General features: G+C 49.2%; 16 protein-coding genes. 6 read left to right on the top strand and 10 right to left on the bottom strand.

What is annotated here, in order from left to right; translation table 11 throughout:
- Positions 1–11: 11 nt before the first annotated feature.
- A complete protein-coding gene (locus Mal48_RS17200) occupies positions 12–770 on the bottom strand; it encodes a PP2C family protein-serine/threonine phosphatase (protein WP_145202374.1) in 759 nt (252 codons plus the stop codon).
- 152 nt (positions 771–922) lie between these two features.
- On the opposite strand from Mal48_RS17200, the gene Mal48_RS17195 reads away from it, so the two are divergent.
- Entirely contained in the window at positions 923–1,723 is an 801-nt protein-coding gene (locus Mal48_RS17195; protein ID WP_145202371.1) for an alpha/beta fold hydrolase, read from the top strand.
- Between the two features lie 27 nt (positions 1,724–1,750).
- On the opposite strand, the gene opgC is transcribed toward Mal48_RS17195, so the two are convergent.
- Both opgC and Mal48_RS17185 read right to left on the bottom strand, forming a co-directional pair.
- Entirely contained in the window at positions 1,751–2,845 is a 1,095-nt protein-coding gene (opgC, locus tag Mal48_RS17190; RefSeq protein WP_197441786.1) for an OpgC domain-containing protein, read from the bottom strand.
- Positions 2,846–2,857: 12 nt separating this feature from the next.
- Positions 2,858–4,282: a dicarboxylate/amino acid:cation symporter gene (locus tag Mal48_RS17185; protein ID WP_145202365.1), complete on the bottom strand. Its 1,425-nt coding sequence runs from the start codon at positions 4,280–4,282 to the stop codon at positions 2,858–2,860.
- A gap of 204 nt (positions 4,283–4,486) precedes the next feature.
- Between Mal48_RS17185 and Mal48_RS17180 the strand changes: the two genes are divergently transcribed.
- Positions 4,487–5,797: a glucose-1-phosphate adenylyltransferase gene (locus tag Mal48_RS17180; RefSeq protein ID WP_145206325.1), complete on the top strand. Its 1,311-nt coding sequence runs from the start codon at positions 4,487–4,489 to the stop codon at positions 5,795–5,797.
- Between the two features lie 13 nt (positions 5,798–5,810).
- Here the strand turns inward: Mal48_RS17180 and Mal48_RS17175 are convergent, their stop codons facing one another.
- On the bottom strand, positions 5,811–6,626 hold the full coding sequence (locus Mal48_RS17175; RefSeq protein ID WP_145202362.1) for a hypothetical protein: 816 nt from the start codon (positions 6,624–6,626) through the stop codon (positions 5,811–5,813).
- Positions 6,627–7,067: 441 nt separating this feature from the next.
- On the opposite strand from Mal48_RS17175, the gene Mal48_RS23615 reads away from it, so the two are divergent.
- The 4 genes from Mal48_RS23615 to Mal48_RS17155 all read left to right on the top strand — a co-directional run bounded on the left by Mal48_RS23615 (position 7,068) and on the right by Mal48_RS17155 (position 15,102).
- On the top strand, positions 7,068–8,441 hold the full coding sequence (locus Mal48_RS23615) for an anaerobic sulfatase maturase (protein ID WP_231739654.1): 1,374 nt from the start codon (positions 7,068–7,070) through the stop codon (positions 8,439–8,441).
- A 342-nt stretch (positions 8,442–8,783) separates the two neighbouring features.
- Positions 8,784–11,642 carry a trypsin-like peptidase domain-containing protein gene (locus tag Mal48_RS17165; RefSeq protein WP_145202359.1) on the top strand — a complete coding sequence of 953 codons (2,859 nt, stop codon included), beginning with the start codon at positions 8,784–8,786 and terminating at the stop codon, positions 11,640–11,642.
- Positions 11,643–12,579: 937 nt separating this feature from the next.
- Positions 12,580–14,247 (top strand): sigma-70 family RNA polymerase sigma factor, encoded by a 1,668-nt coding sequence (locus Mal48_RS17160; RefSeq protein ID WP_145202356.1) that lies wholly within the window; start codon positions 12,580–12,582, stop codon positions 14,245–14,247.
- 438 nt (positions 14,248–14,685) lie between these two features.
- Positions 14,686–15,102 carry an acyl-CoA thioesterase gene (locus Mal48_RS17155; RefSeq protein ID WP_145202353.1) on the top strand — a complete coding sequence of 139 codons (417 nt, stop codon included), beginning with the start codon at positions 14,686–14,688 and terminating at the stop codon, positions 15,100–15,102.
- A 210-nt stretch (positions 15,103–15,312) separates the two neighbouring features.
- Here the strand turns inward: Mal48_RS17155 and Mal48_RS17150 are convergent, their stop codons facing one another.
- The 6 genes from Mal48_RS17150 to secD form a co-directional block, all read right to left on the bottom strand.
- Positions 15,313–15,894 (bottom strand): CPBP family intramembrane glutamic endopeptidase, encoded by a 582-nt coding sequence (locus Mal48_RS17150; protein WP_145202350.1) that lies wholly within the window; start codon positions 15,892–15,894, stop codon positions 15,313–15,315.
- Complete coding sequence (locus Mal48_RS17145; RefSeq protein ID WP_145202347.1) at positions 15,891–18,137, bottom strand: transglutaminase TgpA family protein; 2,247 nt, start codon at positions 18,135–18,137, stop codon at positions 15,891–15,893. The genes Mal48_RS17150 and Mal48_RS17145 overlap by 4 nt, the downstream gene beginning before the upstream one ends.
- Positions 18,134–19,495: a DUF58 domain-containing protein gene (locus Mal48_RS17140; RefSeq protein WP_145202345.1), complete on the bottom strand. Its 1,362-nt coding sequence runs from the start codon at positions 19,493–19,495 to the stop codon at positions 18,134–18,136. Before Mal48_RS17140 ends, Mal48_RS17145 begins: the two co-directional genes overlap by 4 nt.
- A 245-nt stretch (positions 19,496–19,740) precedes the next feature.
- A complete protein-coding gene (locus Mal48_RS17135) occupies positions 19,741–20,991 on the bottom strand; it encodes a THUMP domain-containing class I SAM-dependent RNA methyltransferase (protein ID WP_145202342.1) in 1,251 nt (416 codons plus the stop codon).
- Positions 20,966–21,412: an ASCH domain-containing protein gene (locus Mal48_RS17130; RefSeq protein ID WP_145202339.1), complete on the bottom strand. Its 447-nt coding sequence runs from the start codon at positions 21,410–21,412 to the stop codon at positions 20,966–20,968. Before Mal48_RS17130 ends, Mal48_RS17135 begins: the two co-directional genes overlap by 26 nt.
- 216 nt (positions 21,413–21,628) lie before the next feature.
- Entirely contained in the window at positions 21,629–24,577 is a 2,949-nt protein-coding gene (gene secD, locus Mal48_RS17125; protein ID WP_231739652.1) for a protein translocase subunit SecD, read from the bottom strand.
- Positions 24,578–24,616 lie beyond the last annotated feature (39 nt).

Raw genomic sequence — 24,616 nt, 5'->3', positions numbered from 1 at the left:
CGACTTGCATGTCACTTCTTAAGAACGTGAACAATGACGCAAGTGATGTTGTCTTTCGATCCACCATCCTGAGCCGCTTTGACGAGTGCCTCAGCCGCTTCTTGCGGATCATCATGTTCTGCTAAAACGCGATGAATTGTGTCATCGCTGGCACCGTCGGAAACTCCATCGGAGCACAGAACGTATCGGTCTCCAATTTGCGGCTTGATCCGTTTTGCTTCGGTTCCTGTTCCACCATCTTTCGAACCGAGATAGCGATACAGAACATTTTTGTATCGATGTGTTTTGGCGTCTTCAGGTGAGATTGTCCCGGCGTTAACGAGTGCCTGCGTCAATGAGTGATCTTCAGTCAATTGTTCGAGAGTCTCATTTCGCAGCTGATACGCCCGGCTGTCCCCGACGCCACCGATGTACAGATCGCTATCGACAACAACGATAAAGGTGATCGTTGTTCCCATGTTTTTGAAGTTCGGCTCAATTTCGCCCAATGCCATGATCTCTGAGTTTGCCTGCTCGACAGCTTGGTCAATCTGTCGGGTCACTTCTTTCTCAGGAGTGGAGCATGCATTACTCAAGGATTGATCAAGCCGTTTGGAGACAATCTCAATTGCGAGCTCACTGGCCTTCTCGCCCGCGCTTTGGCCTCCCATTCCGTCGGCTACCAGAAAGTAGCGGGCGGTGGAGTCGACGCAATAGTTGTCTTCGTTATTCTCACGGAAGTTCCCCGTAATAGAGACGGAACCCCATTTGAATTGAACGCTATCCGACATTGAGTAAACCCTTGTGGCCTGTTGCAAACTGTGTGTGATCGATTCGTACGTCGTGAGACTGTTCTGAATACGTTATCATTGCGGATTTCCACCCAGAAAGCGACCCAATTCCGACAGTCATTTTGGTGAATTCCCTTGCAAAGGAACAGACGATGCTTCTCACTAAACGTGTTGACGGACAATCTTTCAACATCCGAATCGAGGGTGCTGGAGAACCGATTCTCTTTGTGCACGGGTTTCCACTCGATCAGACCATGTGGACGAACCAGATTGATCACTTCTCAAAATCGCTGCAGGTCATTGCTCCAGATTTAAGAGGTTTTGGAGAGAGTTCGCCTGCTGAGGGGACTGTAGAGATGAAGGATTTCGCGGACGATCTCTCTTGCATTTTAGATGCTCTTGAAGTCAAAGAACCTGTCCATTTTTGTGGGCTTTCCATGGGAGGCTACATTGCCTGGGAGTTCATTCAAAGGTATCCGGAAAAAGTGAAGAGCCTGATTTTGTGTGATACAAAAGCGTCGCCAGATACAGAAGAGGCCAAAGCAAGTCGAGAGCAGACCGCTCAGCAAGTTCTTGCGAAAGGCCCGGAGTTTCTGGCAACTGCGATGCCTGAGAAACTATTTTCTCCGCACACAATTGCGGAGAATTCCGATGCCGTGAAACAGACTCAAAGTCTCATTCGCTCAACGAACCCAAACAGTATCGCCGCCGCACTTCGCGGAATGGCTGTTCGTGCTGATATGGATGCGAACTTGAAGAGCATCGACGTTCCGACTCTCGTAATCGTTGGGGAAGACGACCAATTAACGACACCAGATGTCATGAAAGAAATGGCGAAGGCGATTCCCAACGCACAATTCGTTGAGGTTCAACAAGCCGGGCACATGTCTCCGCTTGAACAACCAGAGTTCGTCAATCAAACGATCGAAGACTTTCTGCGTTCACAGGCGTAACGGGCAGGCATCGCTTTCTCGAAATTTTCAGCTTTGGAAATTCCAGTAAGCTTTCGTCCTCTCTGTTCCCCAGGCAATTCCGAAGCACGTCGTCCAGGCGATGAGGTTCATGAAAATTGGGTCCCAAGTGCCGACTGACGTGGACATCCAATTTGCCATCGAGATCGCTACGAGTGAGCCTCCACAATAGACCCAGAGTGATTGCTCACTGCAGAGCGTCAGAGGCCGTAAAACTTTTCGCCAAGTCGGACTGAATTGCTCCGGGAGAACCGCTCTGACCAAGAGTGCAGCAGTCACAACGTGAATGTATCGGAGCAGGCCGAGTGTTGGTTTGTCGAGGAGGGTTCGGGGAAGATTTACGTCAAATCCGATCAACAGGTAAAGCGATCCGTGCACGATCAACAGAATTGGAAAGACTCCGCGATGGTCGAGAAATTGCTTTCTATGTTTCACAGGGAGTAGAGCGTAAGTGGTCGCTGAAAGAAACAGAAATTGCCAGGCGAACGGGTTGTAGTAAGTTGTTGTTTGGATCGGTTCAGGAAGCGAGAGTCGAGGAAGCAACTGCACTGTGATCCAGAGAATGAAAGAGCATGCAATCAGCAGCCGGGGATGGTTCCAAACTATGCAGGGAAATGAAGCGACACCCAGTAGGAGCCAACAGTACAGAAGCAAAATACACAAATGTGAAACTCGCCCATCGAGCGAGATCAAGTCAACTGTCACACTCCTCCAGGAGTTCGCGACCAGATGAGCCGGGAGCATGTTGGCAACAGTGGTGATTTGAAATGTCCTCACTATGAGTAAGGCAATCAAAGCTGTTGTGAGATAAGCGACAAAAATTACCAGAGCACGTTTTACCAATCGCTTGCGAATGAGTTGTGGTTCCGATTGTGATTGTCGCTTCAGTATCCCAAGTCCAAAAACATAACCAGAGAGCAATACAAAGACCTCCGCCATGTCCGCGAGTCCCCACGAAACGGGCGTGATGGCTCGTAATGGATTTCCCGGGAGATGGTCGGAAACCAGGATCAGCAAGGCGACGCCACGCGCGAGATCAATTCGTATGTCACGTTTCGAACCGTGCGTGAGTGGCGGCAAGTTTTGCCCCACTTGATTTCTCACATCAGTAATTTGTTACACCGAGTCCGCTATGAGTTCTTCAGGCGGGAATGTTTTTTCAACGACAGCGGCACCGCAGGCATCTCCGAAGACATTGACAGTTGTGCGGAAGCGGTCGAGGAGCCAATCCACGGAGAGAATCAGGCTCATGTATTCGATCGGCAAACCGACAGCGGTCAGGACGATCACCATTGTGACAAGCCCCGCTTCTGGAATTCCGGCGGCTCCGATCGCTGCCAGAGTGGCGGTAACGGCGACTATGAGTTGTTGCGACAGAGTCAAATCGGCGCCGACCACTTGAGCGATGAAAATGGCAGCGACTGCTTCATAAAGAGCCGTTCCGTCCATGTTAATTGTCGCTCCCAAAGGAAGGACGAAGTCGACAGACTTCTTCGAAATATTTCCCTCGTCGACGGCAGATTCCATGGTTACAGGAAGAGTGGCTGAGGAGCTTCCAGTAGAGAAGGCGGTCAGTAAAGCCTGTGACATCTGGAACATGAACTTATACGGGTTTCTATGGGTGAAGAAATACAGGATTGCTGGCAATGTGATGAACGCGTGGACCGCAAGTCCCGTCAGAACTGTCAATGAGTAGCTTCCTGTTTTACGAAGTTCGTCAAAGAATTCTCCGTGAACATTTGCCTGACCAAACCGTGCAGCGACGAGACAGAAGATCCCGAGCGGAGCAAAACGCATGATGAGCAAAATGAAGCTCATGAGTGCATCATTCATTTGCTGAATAAAGTTGACGATCAAATCAACCCTTGAGCCCAAAGTTGTGAGCAGGCCAGCAAAGAAGATGGAAAAGAAAATGAGCGGCAGCAGTTCCATGTTCGCTGCCGAACGAACGAGGTTGTCGGTAAACATCATGAGAATGAGGTTTTCCAGCACTCGTGAAATTCTGGGGTTTTTACGTTCGGTGTATTCGTCGTCTCCGAAAATGCTGGCGACATTGTCGTCAGTGGTTCCGGAATGTTCGGCAACGGCTGAATAGACTTTCTCTTTGACGGAGGCTTCGGAGTTCACCAACTCCGCTTTCGTCGCTTCGTCGATTGCCTGACCACCGGGGTTCATCAGGTTGACGAGAATGATCCCCACGAAGACGGCCAGAATGGTCGTTACGAGGTAATAAGAGACGGCAGCTAAACCAGGTTTGCCCAGTTTTCTTACATCACCCAACCCGAGAATTCCCGACATCACTGAGACAATCACAAGTGGGACAACCAGCATCTTGAGGAGCCGCAAGAAAACCTCGCCGCCCAGACGAAGCGGAACAAGAATATAATTCGCTCGAGCGACAAGTTGATCACTGCTGGACTCTACAGTCGTGTCTTGCCCAATCGCCACCACATGAGGGAGCAGCAGTGCAGTCAAAATCGCTAGAACGATGGCAACTGCGATTTGAATTGTAAGTCTGTGGTCGCCTCGTTTCGTTGCCATGTTTGTACGATTCGCTTCTGAAGTGATGTGATTGAAAAGAGGTGTCAGCGTTAACGATCTTACGGTCCGTGCGTGACGCAGGCAGGCAAGCATATCAAAAGAAGAATGTTTGAGAAATCCGTTGCATGCGGGACTCGCGTTTCGGTTTCGATTTCGGCACAATCAAAGAAGCTCGATCATGAAAATGAACCAATTGAGGAACTTATGAACAACGTCGTCTGCTTCGTACTCGGCGGAGGGAAGGGAACCCGGTTACAACCACTTACTTCAGAGCGATCAAAACCCGCAGTCCCGATTGGCGGGAAATATCGGTTGATCGACATTCCCATTTCAAACTGCATCAATAGTGGAATTCGTCGGAACTATTTGCTGACGCAGTTTAATTCTGTGAGCTTGCATCGCCATCTTCGGCAAACCTACAACTTTGACCCATTCAATGGTGGGTTTGTTGAGATCCTCGCTGCTCAGCAAACGAATAATGATGGGGCTGACTGGTATCAGGGAACTGCAGACGCCGTTCGAAAGCAGCTTCGCTACATTCAGCAACCGGGCATCGATTATGTCTTGATCCTTTCAGGTGATCAACTCTATCGAATGGACTTTGCAAAGATGCTGAAAGTCCATCAGGGCGCCCAGGCCGATGTGACTATTGCCACTCTTCCGATTGATAAAGAGGCTGCCTCTGCATTTGGCATCACGAAGCTGGACGATAGTGGGCGTGTTGTCGGCTTCTTGGAAAAACCAGAGTCAGATTCTGAACTGGCCCATGTTCGGACAAGTCCTGAATGGATTGATGAGCAAGGCATTGAAAGCAAAGGGCGAGAATACCTGGCGAGTATGGGGATCTACCTGTTCAATCGCAGCACTCTCGTAGACTTGCTGGAGAAGACCGACTATCAGGATTTCGGAAAAGAAATTTTCCCAGCTGCGATCCGGGCTAAACACGTGCAATCATTTCTGTTCGACGGGTACTGGGAAGACATCGGAACGATCAAGGCGTTCTATGAATCTCAGCTGGAGATGACTCTTCCGAATCCGCCGTTCGAAATGCACAACGCTGATCTGCCGATCTATACACGACCACGTTTCTTGCCATCGACTCGCCTTGATGATGCCAAAGTGAAACAAAGTCTCATTGCCGATGGATGCGTCATCGAAAAGAATGTGAGCATCACCCGCAGTTTGATCGGGCTTCGCAGCCATGTTGGCGAAGGGGCCGTTCTGAGTGGCGTTGTCTTAATGGGGGCAGATTATTATCGCAGCGATCGCCGTGCAAATCAGGAAGTTTCAGGTGATCCACTTTTGGGTATCGGTGCCGGAACTCACATCGAAGGGGCCATCGTTGATAAAAATTGCTGCATCGGCAAAAACGTGAAAATCGTCAAGCCAGCTAACTGCCCGGATGATGCTCGTTGTGGAGATGTGATCATTCGTGATGGAGTGATCGTTGTTCCAAGAGGGACGGTTCTGGAGGATGGCTGGGAATTGAAAAATCCCGAAGCTTGTGATTTCTGAGTTGCGGTGAGGTTCAATCAGCTCTGACCAGCAGATTTTGCTGGTATTTACGGAATGTCATCCAGCGAATGTTGTCTGACTCTAAAGTTTGCTCCCATTGACTGATCAGCCTGCGATCTGCGGACTGGAAAGAATCAGAAAATCGGTGCTCTGCACGGAACTTTACTGGTGGGTGCAAGTGCATGGTCAACTCGACAACACGTGGAAGAACGTTTCTGTCTCGTAATTTCTGATTAACTTTCAAGCGTGCTTGGGGAAGCGAGTCGTGACGATGTAAAACAAAATTCAACCGTTTTGTCCAATCAGCGTACTCCAGATATTGGTTGACCGCATTCGTCGCTTCAACCGGTTGAGTGAGTACGCTGTATTCGATCTCAGTCCCACTGAGCGTCAGGCGATTGGAGGCGTTGTCGAAAGTCTCTTGGAATTCTGGTGTCAATTGAAACCGCATGGCGGCTGCTTTTGCCGCTGAGTCGGCATCGGGCGATGTTGCCAGTTCATCAATATATTGCACCGCTTTGGTTTGTGCCGTCTCCAGAAAATGATTGATTTCGGCGAAGGAAACTTCTGTCGCGGCGTAGTTCTTACCTAAGATGATGAATCGATGATGGATCGGTTCAAAGATGACAACTTCGCCCACTTCTGGCATGTAATCGTAAACACGTCCCCCATGGAAGAGTGTGAGACTGTGAGAAAGTGGTCTGGGATTCTCAGCGTCCGAGACGTCAGTGACATTCGTATACACACGCAAGTTCTGTGCGTTCGCTGATTGAAGATCGACCACTTGCAGGCAAGATGTCGTGAGTAAAAGAGCGAGGAAATTGCGCATTATCACAGCGACCTCCTGTCGCAAATGTGTGAAAGGAAAGGATGGGGTGGGTAGGGGATGTGTGGGGGGCTTTAGAGCGTTCTCTATCTTGTCGTGTCCGTGAAGGTCACTTTGATGACGTTATAGACTGCTCGCTTCGAGACAGAACTTAAAGATCGAGATTGGATTTGCTCTAGAAGTGAAGGGATCGGCAGGCTACCTCGAAACACAGCTCTAGTACAAGACGAATTTCGCAGCGATTTTATGTTGCGAGGACTTCTTGATTGAGTGAATTCAGTGAGGGGAATCTGTTCTCTTGGGGCTGTTTTGAGTCTGTGCGCCACTTCGGCGGGTTGTGTCATGTGGCATGGAGATTGTGTATTATCATGCGACTTCCCGGCGGGCACTCTGATGTTGCAGTGAAATGCACAATCGATTCTCAATTCAACGATGACTTCTCACATGACGACGCCTGAAACTCTCACCGCTCAAATGCTGCATGTGATGGCGAAGCCGATTGGACCGATCTGCAATCTGGATTGTGAATACTGCTACTACCTGCACAAAGAAGATCTCTATCCGAAGAATAAAAGCTGGCGTATGACGTCAGAGACTTTGGAGACCTACATTCAGCAATACATTGAGGCTCAACCTGCTGGTCCTGAAGAAGTGACTTTTGCCTGGCAAGGGGGCGAACCGACGTTGCTGGGGCTTGATTTTTTTAAGCGAATCGTCGAACTCGAAAAGAAGCATGCCCGTCCCGGTCAGAAGATTGCGAACGCTCTCCAGACGAACGGGGTTCTGCTCGATGAGGAATGGGTGGAGTTCTTCAAGAAAGAAGGTTTTTTGATTGGGCTTTCCGTCGATGGACCAGCGGAACTCCATGATCGATATCGGTACGACAAAAAGGGGAACGGGACTTTTGATGCGGTCCTCAAGGCAATGAAACTGCTGCAGCAGTATCAAGTCGAGTTCAATGCCTTAGTCGTCGTCAACCGAGAGAACAGCTCGCATGGTCGCCGTGTCTATTCCTATTTGCGCGACAACGGAATCGAGTTTATGCAGTTCATCCCGATCGTTGAACGCCGCGGGATCGGTGTTCATCCGGAAGACGAACTCGAAGAAGGACAGCAAGTTCACGCCTGGGATCACCTCGTCAGTTCACGGAGTGTTGTGCCGGAACAGTACGGTCGATTTCTGTGTGAAATTTTCGATGAATGGGTCAAACGCGATGTCGGCAAAGTCTTCGTGCAAGTTTTTGATCAGGCATTGGCAGCCTGGCTCGACCTTGAACCGAGCCTTTGTGTGTTTCGCAAGCAGTGTGGTCGAGCACTCGCGATAGAACATAATGGGGACCTGTACTCTTGCGATCATTTTGTCGAGCCAGAATATAAACTTGGGAACATTCACGAACTCCCCATCATTGAGCTTGCCAACTCTCAACGCCAACTCGACTTCGGTCGTGACAAAGAAACAACTCTCCCGCAATACTGCCTCGACTGTGAAGTCCGCTTTGCCTGTAACGGAGAGTGCCCCAAGAACCGCTTTATCGATACGCCCACTGGAGAGGCCGGTCTCAATTATCTTTGCGGTGGGTATCGCATGTTTTTCAATCATATTGATCCTCTTATGAAGCAGATGGCAACTGAGCTGAAGGCCAATCGTCCAGCAGCCAACGTCATGCAACAGTTTCGGAAAAAGAAAACTCCTGCTTCAAAGTCGACACCTGCAGGTCGATCACCCAGTGCAAGAACTCCTCTTCGACAGGTAGGTCGAAACGATCCTTGTCCGTGCGGGTCAGGTAGAAAGTTCAAAAAATGTTGTGGCGTGAGGTAAGTCGCTGAGGGGAGAGTCCCAGGACATAGGGCAGGTTGCGCTACCTTGAGTCGCGAAAAACCCTCATCGTCAATGAATACCGCGTCAATGAATGCTGCCCATTCACGAGGCAGAGCAATCATTGAATTTCGAGAGATTTTAGACTTGCAAATGAACGACGTATGTGCGTACATTTATAAGACATCTTTGCGTGATCGAAGATTGAAGTTCTTTCTGATTGATCGCAGGAGCGGTTCATCTCTCACAAATGTCTTTCGAATTCGAGTACATTGCTCGCTGGCGAGTGAGTCAATTGTCGATGACGTCTGACATTCAAAGCTCGACAGAGCAGGAGTCGTCACGATGTCCAAAATGGTCGTTGATTGTTGGAACTGTGGGCGACAACTTCGCAAAGATCCCAATCGGACGTTGAGGAGCGATGCGACCTGCCCAGATTGTGGTGAGTTTCTCGCTCAAGAAATGTCGATTCGTTCAGAAGATCTCTTTGAAGTCGATGAGTCCTCGTTCGATGATGAAGATCACATTTCTACTCTAGAGCCTGACAGGTCAGGGCTCGTACTCAGTCTGCTTGTGGGGGCTGTCTGTTCAGCAATCTTCGTCATTGGCGTCGGTTTCTTTTTACTGAAGAATGCTCAAGATCCTGTGGCTCACGTTGAGGAAGTAGAGCAAGTTTCCACTCCGGAGCGGACGACCAACTCAGCTCCCGCTGCGACTCCGAATGTTTCCATGGTCTCCAGTAAGGAGCCCGATTCGAGCGAGGGGATAGAAGTCATCGCACGTAAGAAGTCCCGAAAGCTCTCCAGGAATGCCGGGTTCAATTTTTTAGACGGCGACGATTATCAATTTCGATACGAAGTTTCTGCCGAGTTCGATAATCGAACAGAGGTGACAACCGGGACATGTACATTCACCATCAAAGGACGAGACAAACAGCAGAATGTTGCTTCGACTTCACAGGAGGGGGCGGGGACTGCATTTGTTGTCGCGTCAAATGGAATTTTGGTGACATGTGCGCACGTAGTCGACGAGGCTGATGAAATTGAAGTCCAGATTTCTGGAAAGACTTACTCTGCCGAGGTCTTGAAGATCGATTCAGAATCTGATTTGGCGATTCTGAAAATTGAAGCAGAGGAATTGCCAGTTGTTTCAGTCGCTGATTCAGAAACTGTGCAGTTGGGAATGGACGTACGGGCGATTGGCTTTCCGCTTTCGGATGTGTTGGGGACTGATGTGAAAGTCACTCGTGGAACCGTTTCAGGAATGGCAAAACGAAACGGACGAACACAATTGCAAATTGACGCAGCTGTCAATCCGGGGAACAGCGGAGGCCCTGTAGTCAATTCCAGAGGAGAGATGATTGGCGTGACAAGTGCCAAGCTTTCAGGAGTTGATGTCAACCGCGTCGGATTTTGTATCCCTGCGAATTCCGTTCGAGAATTCCTGAAAGGATCTGGCGCAGCGATTGAGGTTTCCCAAGTCAAGCAAGATTTGAAAGGCCCTGAACTTGTTGCGTCAGTGGCTCCCGCAGTGGCGTACGTCAAAGTGAAATCAGGTCCGGATCCACTGGCAAAGCATACGGAACTCAATTTCAGTGGATCATTCCACAAAACAATCAAAGATAGACGCGGCCATATGGTCCCCTCTTTCAGGATGCGAGGAAGCAGAATGGGGATGGGACGTGGAACAATGTTGCTCACTCATCGTGGAGAAATCGTTCGTACGACTGACGAGGAGCAGCTTCCGTTCCTGGTCGGTCCACCTTCTGAATTGCTTATTTTTGCATTTCATAAGGGGAACCGAAAAAGCTGGACTGTTAAAAACGAAACAAGCTTGATTCAGGAAAAACAGGCAACAACCGCCTCGGGGATTCCACTCCCCCGATATCGTGATCCATTCGGTCGACGGCGGAATTCGGAAGTCGTCAAAGTTCTTCCAGCCGTCGAAAAAAAAACATACACCATTGAGAGTGATGACAAAGACAGCCTGGTACTCAAAGAGAATTATGAGTTTCGAACGACTCAAAGCGAGAACGGGCAAATTATTCGCATGGTCGGCGAGGGGACCATCACCTTCGACAAACATAGGGGATTTACTTCCAGGTATGACTTTAAAGGAACCTATCTGGTCGAGTCCGAGCAAGTGACCCTGAAGGTTCCGCTTAAGGTGACTGCATCTCTCCTTTCCAAACAGGACATTGAGGCACAGCTAGCCCGGGTCGAAAAGCAAAAAGAACTTGATGCCGCAAAACCAGCTGCAGTCAATTCAATGGGGACGGCTCCTCGGCTGGAACGTCAGGTTCATCTGCGAATACCGGAAATGGGTTGGGGAATTCAAAAACTCGTGTTCAGCCCGGACAGTCAATATCTCGTGGCTGGGAAGTCTGATGAATACATCGAAGTGTACAACGTCGAAGAGGGGAAGAAAGTCTTTAAGACCGATCGGCTCCGTGATCTTGGAAACATTTCATCCATAACTTTCAGCCCTGATGGGAAATACCTGCTCGCAGGAGGATTCAAAGGTGAAGTGCACATTTGGGAGTTCAGCGAGGAGGGGCAACTCACACCGTTCGGGAAATTTGTTGGGCACTCTCGAGACGTCTCCATGGTTCAAGTTGCTCCGGACAACAAGCGTGTCCTTTCTGGAGGGGCGGAGAAAAAAATTCGTTGTTGGGATCTGAAAAACCAGAAGGAAGAGTTTGTTCTCAATCAGCTTGAGTACAACAAGCTCGACGTGCATTTTGATGACGAGAACCGAGCCTTCATTTCTGATGGCCGTAAGTTGGTGAAAGTGAAACTCACTGACGGAGAGGTCTTGGAAGAGATCGAACTGCGTACTTCGGGCTCTGCAAACAATGTCTTCTTTTCACCAGACGGAAAAACTTTGGCTTTGACAGACGGTTATGCTTTGAAACGTTGGGCCACAAATGATGGGGCTCCGCTCGCTGAATTGAAGGGGAAAGAGGTTCTCTGGGATGCGGAGTTCACCTCGGATAGTCAAAAAATTCTTGCTGGTGGACGAGGGCATCTTGTGCAATGGGATGTTCAAAAGCAAAAGCGGGAAGGGCAAATCATCCTGGGCGAGAGCATCATGTACGTCAAGCCGTTAGAAATCTCACCAAACGGTGAACTGATTGCCTGTTACCCCAGTGCTGCTGGTCAGGATTTGTGGATTTTTCAGATCCATGAATCTGCTGAAAAGTAGGGTCGATGGTCAACTCAAGTTTCCATGAACAACTCAGGTTGCCAGTCGCGACAGGTGGAGTGGATACCCTATAGACCGTCTTCACGGTCAATCTGAGTGATTTTGCGGTATCTTTACTGTATCTTTGCAGGCATTTAGCCCTATTTCACCTTCCAGTGACTCACCCAGAGGCCAGATGTCACTGAAGACCTCAACGAAAAATGCTCGAAATATCAGCGTACCCGCTGTCGTCGCAGCTTTTGCAGCTGAGACAGAAGTTCAGGGCACGGCAAGCAGGGTCAGGCATTGAAAAGCAGGGTCAAGCGTGGAAAATGTTCAAAAATGCTCTCAAAGTCTGTCTCTTTTGTCTTATCTCACACTGAGTAACGGCTGCTGAAGCCCGGAATGTCTGATTTCGGGCTCATGAATCAGTCTCAAAAATCGATCTCGGTCCCGAATTTTTGCGAACGCTGCACTCTGAGAGTGGTCCAAATGACGACAGAGAGCTCGGTCATCGCATCAGGTTCATACAAGAGTTCTCTTGATTACGTTGTATTAACATTCATGGTTTGTGTTGTAAGTGCATATTTCATAGTGGTTTGCATTCGTTTTGCGGTGGTGCTGGTGGATCGTTGGCACAATCTGTGCATAGTACAGCTGTCAGTGATTTGTAGGTTTTTTGTAAAAAATGGTTCGTATGCGAACTTTTTTCGTAATCTAAGCGTCTTTTCATTCGTACATACGTATATGCGGCAACAACACTAATAAGCCGTGACTTTGAGAACAGATCCAAAACTGTATTGAGCCTTTCAGTCTTATGAGAGTGAATCAATACATCAATTTTCGGATCAGTACAAAATGAATCAGCGACAAGAATGACTCCGAGAGATGTCGCTTCACATACCTCGACCTTCCCCAAGACGGTTGGAAGGAATAAGAGGCAATAGGAAGGTTCACCATGAGTAAACGATTCAAACATCCTGTGTTGAAACAGCTCACTGAACAACAATCCCAATTTATTCCAGCGGAAAAGAAGCTCGAGCAAATGGACCGGGCTGAAAAATTGCTGGCGCAAATTAAACCTGATGAGGTCTATCGATATCAGGAGTTGTGTGAGCAACTGACAGGCTACCGCCCTGAAAAATATCCAGATCTCGTCATCGATGGTGACGACCTTCTGCATGACCTGAGGCTGTTCGTCGAACAACTTTCAGTAAGTACCAAGATTCCAGTGGAACAAGCTGGCGAGCAGGTCTTTACTGTCGACGATTTGAGCGAAAAATATAACGTCTCTACCAAGACGATTGATCGCTGGCGGAAACGTGGGTTAGTCAGTCGACGTTTCCTGTTTGGAAATCGATCACGCGTCGGTTTTTTGAGATCGTCGGTCGACCGCTTCGTGAATGAACACGAAACGGAGATTCACCGAAGTTCTCGTTTCTCGCAGATCACCGATTCAGAGAAGCAGGAAATGATTTTAAAAGCTCGACGACTTGCAATCCATGGAGCTTGTCCTGCTGAAGTGGGGCGACGACTTTCGCGAGTCTTTGGTCGATCGCAAGAAACCATCCGTTATACCCTGAAGCAATACGACGAGGAGAATCCTGGAAACGCAGTCTTCCCAAATTCGACATCACCATTGTCAGATGATCGCAAGATGGAAATCTATCAGCGATACGTCAATGGAATGTCTGCAGAGTTACTCGCAGAGGAGTTCTGTCGTACGAAAACGAGTGTCTATCGGATTATCACGGAAGTCCGTGCACAAATGTTGCTGGACAATCCAGTGGCGTACATGGACAGCCCGGAATTCCACGAGAAAGATGCAGAAAAAGTGATTCTGGGAGAACCTCCTGAGCCCGAAAAGAAAACGAGAGCGGTCAAAGCGCCTCCAGGGCTTCCACCGTATCTTGCGAGCCTGTACACCGTTCCTCTTTTAACCAGAGAACAAGAGGGGTACTGGTTCCGCAAAATGAACTACTTAAAGTTCAAAGCGGCAGAGCTTCAGAAGAAAATTGATCCGCAAAGCCCAAAAAGCCGCGAGTTGGATCAATTGGAAGATTTGATCGAAGAGGCGATTCTCGTTAAGAATTTCCTGATTCGAAGTAACTTAAGGCTGGTCGTTTCTATTGCTAAGCGGCACATGAAACCCAGCGTCAACTTCTTCGAAATGGTCAGCGACGGGAACATGTCCTTGATGCGTGCCATCGAGAAATTTGACTATACGCAAGGGAACAAGTTTTCGACATATGCCACTTGGGCGATCATGAAAAACTATGCTCGTTCAATCCCGGCAGAAAACAAAGTCCTTGATCGATTCCGGACTGGTAATGAAGAAGTCTTCTTCTTCTCTGAAGATTCTCGCGGAAGCCAGTTCAAAGATGAGATTACGAACTCTCGACAACATGAAGTGATTATGTCGATCCTCGAGCATCTCGATGATCGTGAAAAAAGAATTATCCTGCATCGTTACGGACTCGAAAAAGGGTCCGAACCAGAGACGCTTGAGCAGGTCGGAACGCGATTCGGTGTGACCAAAGAGCGGATTCGTCAGATTGAGGCTCGGGCAATGCAGAAAATTCGTAAAATCGCGAATGAAGAGAAGCTTGAGATCCCTGGAATTTAAAGTTTCCAAAGCGTGTCGTGCCCGTGCTGACCAGTCCGATGACATCATTGACTGTTCCCCACGAGGCACGGACGTCAAGCCAGAGGTCGATTTGCGAGAGTTGAGGAAGCTGGAACGAGCAGGTAAGTCGTTCGCATCGAGTCGAGTGACTTCTTGAGCGGAAAGGCGACTTCAACTTGAGTTCAAGTGGACCCGAAGTTAACGAGTCGAAACTCAATCTGAGCCCCAACGTTTCGCAGCCTGCCAACCTGGTAAGCTGCGAAACGTTTTTTTGTTTGAACTCATCTGACTGACATTCAATTCCTGTTGTGGACATTGAATCGGGGAAAGTCTACTTTCCCGCACTGGAGATTTTGGTACTGTAGATCCTGACTCTCGCCCAGAGACCGAAAACCGTCGTTGGGCTTTTATTTATCACTTCGTCGCAAGGGAAGCAGCATGGCAACGTTTGTCGCTCAACGTCGGGTTGAGTTTGCCAATACAGATATGGCTGGGATAGTTCACTACGTCAGTTTTTATCGCTGGTTTGAGGAAGCAGAGCACGAATACTTTCGCTCTCTGGGCTTGAACATCATGGAAAAGCAAGAGGACGGATCGTACATCGGTTGGCCTCGCGTCTCGGCATCCTGCCATTTTGAAGCTCCCGCATATCACGAGGATATCCTCGATATTCACCTGCGGGTTGAGCGGATCGGACTGAAGTCATTAACTTTTTTCGCCGAGTTTTTCTGCCGCGAAAAACGCCTCGCCTATGGGCGGATGAAAACAGCTTGCTGCGTTTGTGGTCTTGAATCAGGACTCGAGTCGATACCGATCCCGCAGAGATATCTGGATGTGATCGAAGAATCAAAGTGAAACTAATAAGGCTGCGGTAGCAATTTGAATCGTCTCAACGTTGGTTCAAAGTTGGCTCAGCGATGTTCCCGGACGTGGCTGGCGTGCTCCCTGTTTTAATGCTTCTCTGGGACAGGTCGCGTGGGGGGGAAATTTCTTGATGGTGAGTGAAGTCGCCGGACGAGAGATTCTGATGCGACTTCCATCTGAATGATTGCTTCTCTGCTGAAGTTAAAGGATATCTGTGGTTTCTGCGTCGTTTTGTTTTTTACGATACTCCTCTGCAATAAGCACAAAACCAATGAGATCATAAATCGCGTGAGCGACAATCGGCCGAAGCAGATTGAAGTCGCCGACCCACCAGGTGAGCAGACTCAAAATGCCACCTAAAATCGCTGCCATGATCGCGTACAGCGGCGAGATCGCATGCAGTAGCCCAAAGATAACATTCGTAATAATGAAGGCGCCGATTGGGTTCCAGCGGGCAATCCATTGTTCAAGAAGACCGCGAAACAGGAATTCTTCTACAATCCCGACCAGAATTGCCATCAAAACTAAATCGTACAAACGGCACTGAGCCAGGGATGCGCCGAGAGCATCTGCGGCCAAATCTCGGAGCGAACTGAGCCAGCTGAATGAGAGAAACATTCCCAGCGCAGCGATACATCCGATGCCGAAATCCCGCGTCGACCAATGCACTTGCGTGGTTAAAGGAACTTCAGCCCAGTGTGCAACGAGCAGTGTGATACTCAGCATGACGAACAGGAAGAGACCCGTGAATGTCAGGAAGTCTTCTCTTGAATTCAGCGTCACTTGGGTTTCTCTTTCTGTTCTTCTAAACAGTTCTCTAGCAATGTGAGTCTCTGATCGATTTCACTTGCGAGGGGGGCGGGCAGTTCGAGGCCTCCAAAACGGACATCGTAGAAAGCGGAGACAAGCTCAACTGGCCAACCTTCAAGACCTTGGCTTTGAAGTTTTGGCTTTAATTCCACGAGAGAGCTGTTCACAAATTCACGTGCAGTTTGAGTCGGACTTTGTTGAATTCCATGTCGACTGAGGATTTTCAGGAATCGATCATAAAATTCAACTTGCTCTCGTCTGCGAGAGACTGCGAGTGACTGTGCCCGGATTTTTTTGATCACCGGTAAAACTCGCTTCGTCAACCAGACAACTCCGCTTGCAAGCAACATCAGGATGAAAGCAAAAAAGCCACCTTGCAAGCTGAACCACTTCTCCGGAGACTTTAAAAAATCCAGAAGGCCTTTAAGGCTTGAGGTTCGACCCTGGACAATATTTTTGGCGTGCCCCCAAGTCTCCATGCCGAATTCTTGAATGGGGTCGTAGATCATCGTTCGCTGCTGGCGTTGGGAAAGTGTTGTTCCGGTTGTCCAGAGGTTGAGGGCTTTCGATTTGACTCCTTTCAGGAATGAAGCAGACGATTCTTCTTGTGCCTGAACAGAGAGGCTGCGTGTTGCGGGTGTTGGATCGAATGTGTACCACTGCTCGTCAATGTAGGCCTCCACCCAACTGTGAGCATGGAATTGCTGGATCAGATACGACTTGGTCGACTTGTCGTATTTTCCACCCTTAAATCCGCCGACAACACGAGATGGAATTCCGACAGCACGGAGCATCATCACCATGGAGGATGCATAGTATTCGCAATGTCCACTCTTTCGATTGAACAGAAAATCTTCAATCGGATCGATGCTTGCATCTTGAATACTTAGGTTAAGGGAGTAGCTAAATTCATCTGCGTTCATGAAGTAGTTCTGAAGCAGATCTGCCTTCTCCAAATCCGTCTCGGCAGGCTCAACGATGGATTCAGCGAGTTCAGCCGTGCGAGACATGTTGGCTGGAAATGTGTCCAGGTCCCTCATGTAGTATCGATAGTAATACAGAGACTGCGGCGTGTATGGTCCTTGGCTGGCTTGCACTTCATATTCAAATGAGTGAGTCAAAGGAGTCTCTGAGCCACGTTTTAGCTCATTTGAGAAACGCTCTCGAATGACTCGTTCCTTACGGCCGAACGCTTTGGCGTAGTACGCATTTCCAAAAGTGAATAGAGCGTCGGAACCGATCGCATGGACTTTGAATTTTTGAATCACCCCTTCGTCGCGGGATGAGGAATAGAATCGTTGTGAGTTCCGTCCCGGGAATTGTTTCCACCGACCTTTTTCGTAAATCTCCATGACCGTTCCACGAAACAGTGGCTCAGCTCCAAGATAGGCGTCGTATTCTTTAGGGGTGAAAGCACGATCGGAAGTTGGGTGGACTAATTGTAGCTCCACGACAACTTCATCACTCTCCATGATTTCGCCCATGTCTCCCAGGCTGACCTCTTCGGTAAACCCGGTGAGAGCCTGTCTTGACATGGCTTCATCGGAAAGAAAAGAAAACTGACCGATCCAGATTCGAGGCGTGAACACAAAAAACAGAAAGCTGAGAAAGAGCCCCAGACAAGTCATTGTGCCGTTGATTGTGATGAATCGCCAGCTGAGTAACCGATGATCGACATCTCGCGAAATGCCCTTCCAGGAATCACCCACAACAAACGTTGAACCAAGATCAGCATCTTGTTCAGAGCCTGCATCATTCAGAAGTGTTGAACGATACAGCAGGAAGACTGAAAGCGTCCATGTTGCCACGAAGGAATACAAAACGAGTGCAAATCCAAACCAAATGTCGTCCGTGAGTACGGATGCTGTTGCGACTTGCAAAATGCTGAGCGCGCAAAGCCACCAGAAGTGACGCACTTTTTTCTTCTGGACAAGAAAGACCCAGGTTAAATAGACAATGAGGTGCCCACCCGCGAGCAGTCTTGCTTCAAGTTCCCCACTGAAGAACTCTCGTCCGGCGAGGACAAACGCCAAAAGTCCCAGGCTGTTCGCAATCCAAGGTGGAACCGAAAAGACTTCTTCGAGATCAACAAAGAACAGGGTCGCCAGTGCGATAATCAACGAGAGCCCAGCCAGCGGGCTTCCTTCGGCAATTGCAAAGGTGATCCCAGACAACGAGAGTAAGATCGTCAAGCTGATATGGAGGATGTTTTTCATGCGGAAGTCTCCTCCGCTTCTTCAAAAATTGCAGAGAGATCCTCGCGAGATGTTCCGTAAATTTGTGCTTCATAGAGCCGAACATCCGAAGATCGCTGAATAGCTTCTCGAATCTCTTCAGAGCGAGAGGTGACAATCACAACTCGTCGATTCGACGTTGCTCCTTCTGCAAGGCCGTCCAACAGTTGATCGGTCGTCATTTTCGAAGTGGGCTGTGCGACGGCGAAGGCATCGAGCAAATTATCGATTTGTCCTTCTCCCTGATCGCCCCGCCAGAAGAATCTTTCATTAGCTGCCAGTTTCACTGCCAGTGAGGATTCTCGACTATTTCGTAAGTGATCCATGCAAACCGTTGTCGCAAACCTCAGCCCTCTCTCGAAGTCAGCTTGGTCAGCATTCTCTTCAATCCACCCATCAATAATCAGCAACAGGTTTCGGTCTCGGCTTTCGTCATATTCGCACACGATAAGTTCATCAACGCGTGCCGAAGTTCGCCAGTGAATCATGCGAGGGTCGTCGCCCTGTCGGTACTCACGCAGCTGACTCATCTCGTCGTTGAAAGGACCGCCCATCGTCCGGACATCGCTGACGAGCTCCGTCGAATTTTGAAGCAGTCTTCGCCATTCTGTTTTCAAATGACCGATTCGGGGATAGACAAGCAACTCTTCAAATTCATCCAGCCGATTTCCCCGTTCTACCAAACCAAGGGGAAATTGTGTTGTCACTCTTACGGGACCGAACTGATACCGTCCGCGATCCCGCACGCGAATTTGATAATGCCCTTGCCGTTGCGATCCCGCCGGAACACGGACGAACAGCACTTCTGGAGACATCCAGCCATCTCCTTTGGTGACCGCGTCATGAACAGTCATCAGCCAGACTGTAAGCCAGGATTTGCGGTTTTCAAAAAAGATCGATGTCGTAAACGTTTCCCCAGCCATCACCCGTTCAGGTAAAACGCGAGAGACATTGAGAAGCCTGAGCATCGTAAATGTAATCCAACCGTTCATGACGAACGGGCCAGCCATGCACGCAAAGACCATGAGTAGCAGATTGTTCCGGCCAACGAGTGAGCCGATAAACAGAATGCACATGATGACAAGATAAACGATTCCAACGAGAGGCAGTTTGAAGCTGTAGCCTTTTTTTGACAGCCCGGGAAGAAAGCCGGCGATGACCTCTTTCAGTCCCCAGACAGAGAACCCTGTCCCGCAGAAGAAAACAATGATCCGACCGGTCATGCCAATCCGGTCCAGCAGGAACCCTGTTTGCATTTCAAAGATGACCAGGGTCAGCCCGATGAGCATAAACGCTATCCCCGGCAATGAAACTTGACCTTGTCGGAGTGGGGATCGCATACAAATGGCCTGCCAGTGAGTTCCTTGCGATAGCGATAAGAATGATTCAGCTCAAGATGGCTCGAGCTATTTCATCATGAGCATACTTGTCGACGGAATCAATTTACCTGTGTCCGTTTATTGTGGTCCTTTGGCTCGATAAGACAAGTCATGAGCGTAAAACTTCATACGACTCCAGTTAACTCGGAGCGCTGAAGCAAAGAAGATTGACCCCATTTCAGACGCGCAAGAACACGAGCAAAGCCTCAATCCTTGTCGTCTGGAACATCCATAGGTGTCGGCGTCCCGGTCGATTCTTGTGAGGCTGTTGGTTCTTGTGAACCTTCGAGGTGGATTTCGTCGGAGCTTTCAGGTGGCCTCGGCCCGAGATATTGGAAGTAGGTACAAGGGATGCGGGCGTTGAAGATCTTTCTCCGGCGGTCTGCGTGTTGTCCGAACTCTCGCTCAAAGTTTTCGGCGCCCGTGAAGATGTAATGCGACCAAGTGTCCAAAGGACGAAGCAGCTCGCCCATGTCCTGATGTAACTGACGAACTTCATCACGTTCGCCGATTCGCTCTCCGTAGGGGGGATTGCATATCGTACAGCCATGATCACGATTTGTTGGAAAGGCGACGAAGTCTTTCGTCTCGAAAAGAATCTCAGAGAAAACACCCGACCCACGAGCGTTGACCTTGGCAATTTTCGTCATTTTAGGATCGCGATCACGTGCGATGATCTGCATTGAAAGTGGTGGCTTTACAAGATCGCGTGCCTCTTGACGAGTTTGTGTCCACAAAGTCGCTGGGACTTGCGGCCAGTTCTCTGCGGAGAAACTTCGGTTGTGTCCAGGTGCAATATTGCGACCGATCATCGCTGCTTCAATCGGAATTGTGCCTGACCCACAAAACGGATCGACGAGCAATCGATTCTCTTTCCAGTAACTCAACTTGACCAAAGCTGCCGCGATTGTTTCACGCAAGGGGGCAAGTCCGACCAGTTGGCGATACCCTCGTTTGTGAAGACCATCTCCGGTGGTGTCCAGTGTGAGTAACACATTGTCGCGCATGATATTCACGTCGATGGAGTATTCGTTTCCATCTTCCGCAAATCGATGTCGCAAATAGATTTTACGCATTCGCTCAACGACGGAACGTTTGACCATTCGCTGAACGTTCATCGGGCTGTTGATTTCCGAACGAACGCAATTTGCATGAACCGGGAATTTGGCATCGACTGGCAACCACTCTTCCCAGGGCAGAATCTTTACGTTGTCGAAGAGTTCGTCGAAGTCTTTCGCGGGGAATTCACCGATGACAACCTGGACGCGTTCCGCACAGCGTAGCCAGATATTGGCTCGGCAGATCGCAGAGAGTGGAGCGTGAAAATGAACACGACCATCTTCAACCCGGGTTTCATGATAGCCCAAGTCCGCGAGTTCGCGAACAACGATGGCTTCCAGTCCGAAGGCAGCGGTGGCAACAAGGTGAAGATCAGGAGAGTTTGTTTCGTCGGTCACGGGAAGTGATCACTCGTGGTTTGAAGGGGTAAAACCACATTCCATAAGGAATGTATCTCGGTTCAATAGGTAATGGGCAGCGAACTGGGTTTTCCAGTTTCCAACTGTATCGGCCTTGCATGAGTTCCCAGGAAACACATGCTGAAACGGCATCTTCAGGGGAACAGGGCTGACAGTCAACAATGTCGACGGAACCGACAATTCGACCATATGCAAGAGTTTGAAGGTCGATGCCATTCGACTTCACAGCAACGTCTGCATCAGGGAATTTGGAACGTTTTCGCGAACTGTACAGGTAAACTGTGGTCCGCATTCCAACAGGGACATTTCGGACTTCGACAGTTTTGATTCCTTGCAGGATCAGTTCTGCCCAAGGCTGTTGGACTCCCAACGCAATCCGATCTTGTATGGGATGTTGCATTGCTAGAGCAAATCAAAAATTGGTCTTAACGTTCTGCCTCGCGGTGAGCAGCCTGTGCAGTCATGAAAATGACGATCTTGGGCATGACAAGCATTAAAAATGCTCTAAAAAAAGGTGAGGTCGTGTCAGCCACCACCTCACCTGATGTTTATACCGCTTCCGGTGAATGGAACGTCCAGTGACGTTCTTCTTCAACCGTGAAAGTTTCAGTCAAAATTATGTGGTTGTTGATGGAGCAGCTTTTTTCTGTTCGCGATTCATCAACCAGACCAAGGTTGGGCTGGCGACGTAAATCGAACTATATGTTCCGACAACAATTCCGAGGGTTAAGCAGTAAGCGAATCCGTGAATTCCTTCGCCACCCAGAACGTACAGAATCAAGACCACGATCAAAGTTGTGAGTGAGGTCAAAATGGTTCGTGACAATGTTTGGTTCAAACTTGTGTTGACCATCGCCTCTGTCAGTGCAGGATTTCGACCTCGAACTTCACGAATACGGTCGAAGACAACAATGGTATCGTTCAAGGAGTAACCGACAATCGTCAAGAAGGCTGCAATGATCGGCAGGTTGATTTTGAAGTCTTCCAGCATGAAGATCGCTTTGAGCGGTGTTCCGCTCAGGTACGCTCCAAGTGCGACCAATCCCAACACAATCAGAACGTCGTGAATCAGGGCAGCACAGGCTGCCAGTCCGAATGTGACTCGTTGGAATCGCACCCATAGGTAAGCGACAATTGCCAGCAAGCTGAATCCCATCGCGGTGATTGCCGCGAGTTTCGCATCTCCGGTGACCGATTGATCGAACGTGTTAATTTCTTCAAAGTGTGGGTCTTTTTCCAGGTCAACTTTCAAGTCAGTAAGCACACGATCAACGTCATTCGCCGGAATGAAGGAGTCGAAGGTCAAAGTGACCTGGCTGACTTTCACACTTTCGTCATCAGCTGTATCACCAGTGACGAGGGTTTCTGGATCAACGTAATTCATCTTACGAAGAAGACCGGCTGCTTGATCTGCTAATGCTGCAGGTGTCATTTCTTGAGTAAGAGTCACTTCAACAGCGCGGTTCAGCTTAGTGGCAGCGACTTCTGCTTCTGCTTCAGGTTCAATCTTAGGCTTCGTTTCATCAACTGGAGCAGCAACCTCTTTGACTTCACCAAAGGTGACATGTTGCTGAACAAGTTCGTACGGTCCCTCTGCAAAAGCTTCCTTGATGTTCGCAGAAACTTGTGCAGTATCGTCGACGACTGTTCGCAAGCGGTAGAGCTTGTTGGAGACGCCTTCTTCGACAACGGTCAGTTGTTCCAGTGTAATGTCGTTACCAAATTTGGGTTCCAATGCTGCCCGAACCTCAGAAACTTCAGGAGCGTCACCGAGAAAGCGGAACGTGACCATCGAACCACCCCGGAAATCGATATCGAGGTTTTCACTTCCTCGCATTCCGACCGCAATTAATCCGATTACAATAACCACAAGGGAGGCCATTGCAGCAAGTTTCTTTTTGCCAAGGAAGTCGATCCCTTTAGGGTCGATCAAACTCATCATTTTCAGATCTTTGAAGAGATGTTTGCGCTCGGCAATTTCAAAGATCAACCGGCCAATAAACAAGGCACTGAACATACTGGTCAAGATACCGATGAACAGCGTGACCGCGAAGCCCTTCACTTGATCGGTTCCGATGTAATAGAGCACGATTGCGGTGAGAAGAGTGGTGATATTGGCATCAAAAATGGTTGAGAAGGCTTTTTCGAATCCGTTTTTGATCGACATGCGAATGCTTGATCCACGAGCTTGTTCTTCTCGCATACGCTCGAAAATCAGCACGTTCGCATCGACTGCCATCCCGATCGTCAGCACAAGACCGGCCAATCCGGGAAGTGTGAATGTCGCATCAATCAGCGACATTGCTCCCATTACGAGAATAATGTTCAGAGCCAGGCAGATGTCTGCGATGAGCCCCGCTTTTCGGTAGTAGACCAGTGTGAAGATGAAGACACCGGCCAACGCAAGTGCAATCGCTGTAAAACCTTTACGCTGAACTTCTTCACCTAGTAACGCGCTGATTGTGAACTCGGTGACAGGTTCTTCGACAAGAGGAACATCCAATGCTCCAGCACTCAAAACACCGACGAGAGTGTCAATCTCTGGTTGAGTGAAATTACCTTCAATCACACCGGTCGTCGTAATCACGCCGTTGACTGTGGGAGCCGAGTGAATCGTTCCGTCGAGAAGCACTGCGAGGTGGTTGCTGTACCCGGCACCGTCTCGCTTCTGATATTCACCAGTCACTTGACCAAACAGGTAACCGCCACGCTCGTTGAATGTAAATCCAACAGCGAGTCCCTGGTCAGTGATGGTTTCGCGAACGCCGATCAGGTAGCGACCGGTGATGCGTTGTTTGCGGACGATAACCAGAAATTCTGTGATTGATTTGCCGTCTTCTTCGACTTGTCGAGTGTAAACAGTCGAGTCAACGCTTCCGGGGCTGATTTTGGGATCGCCATCGGGATCTAATGCAGATCGTCGCCACATCGCGACGACGTCTTGTCCGAGATAAACGTTGTTGTCCCGTACATTACTAGAATCGTTTGCCAGTGCAATTTGTTCCTGGTGCAACACAGTGTTGGCGAGGATCGCAAATTCCAGATTTCCCAAAGAGACAATCTGGTCTTTCACTTTCTTGACGCGTTCGGCATCGGCACCGGGGATGATCACTTCAATTCGGTCCGCTCCAACGCGACGAACGGTGACCTCTTCGGTTCCGGTCGGGTTGACTCGCAGCTTGACCTTCTCGACCATCTTGTTCATCAGGTCAGGGGTGATCTGTTTGTCTTCGGCTTTCGCTGCTTCCTTGTCGACTTCGAAAACCATGTTGGTTCCGCCGGCAAGGTCGATTCCCAAGTCGATAGCACTCAGGATGCTTTCGTTATTGGAAACTGTCATCACAAATGGGGAGATCGCCATCGTGAGTGCCAAGAATACCAGACTCAGGCGGGTCGCCAGGTCCTTCATCTTCAGTGCGTTAGCGATCAGGCTCCCCAATACAAACGGGAGCACCAAAATTCCGACGACAAGGAAAAAAGTTCCCCAGCCTGCTCCGGAACTGGCTTCGGCAACTTCTTCGGCGTCAGAAATGCTCTGTTGAGCAAATATTGCAAAGTTCATCATCAACGGATTCATCCCGTTCGCTCCGTCTCACTCATTATG

Origin of the sequence: Thalassoglobus polymorphus (assembly GCF_007744255.1) — a bacterium.
In the GTDB taxonomy this organism is placed as follows: Bacteria; Planctomycetota; Planctomycetia; order Planctomycetales; family Planctomycetaceae; genus Thalassoglobus; species Thalassoglobus polymorphus.
Note: the sequence above shows the minus strand (reverse complement) of the source record. Positions and strands in the feature narration are given on the sequence as shown.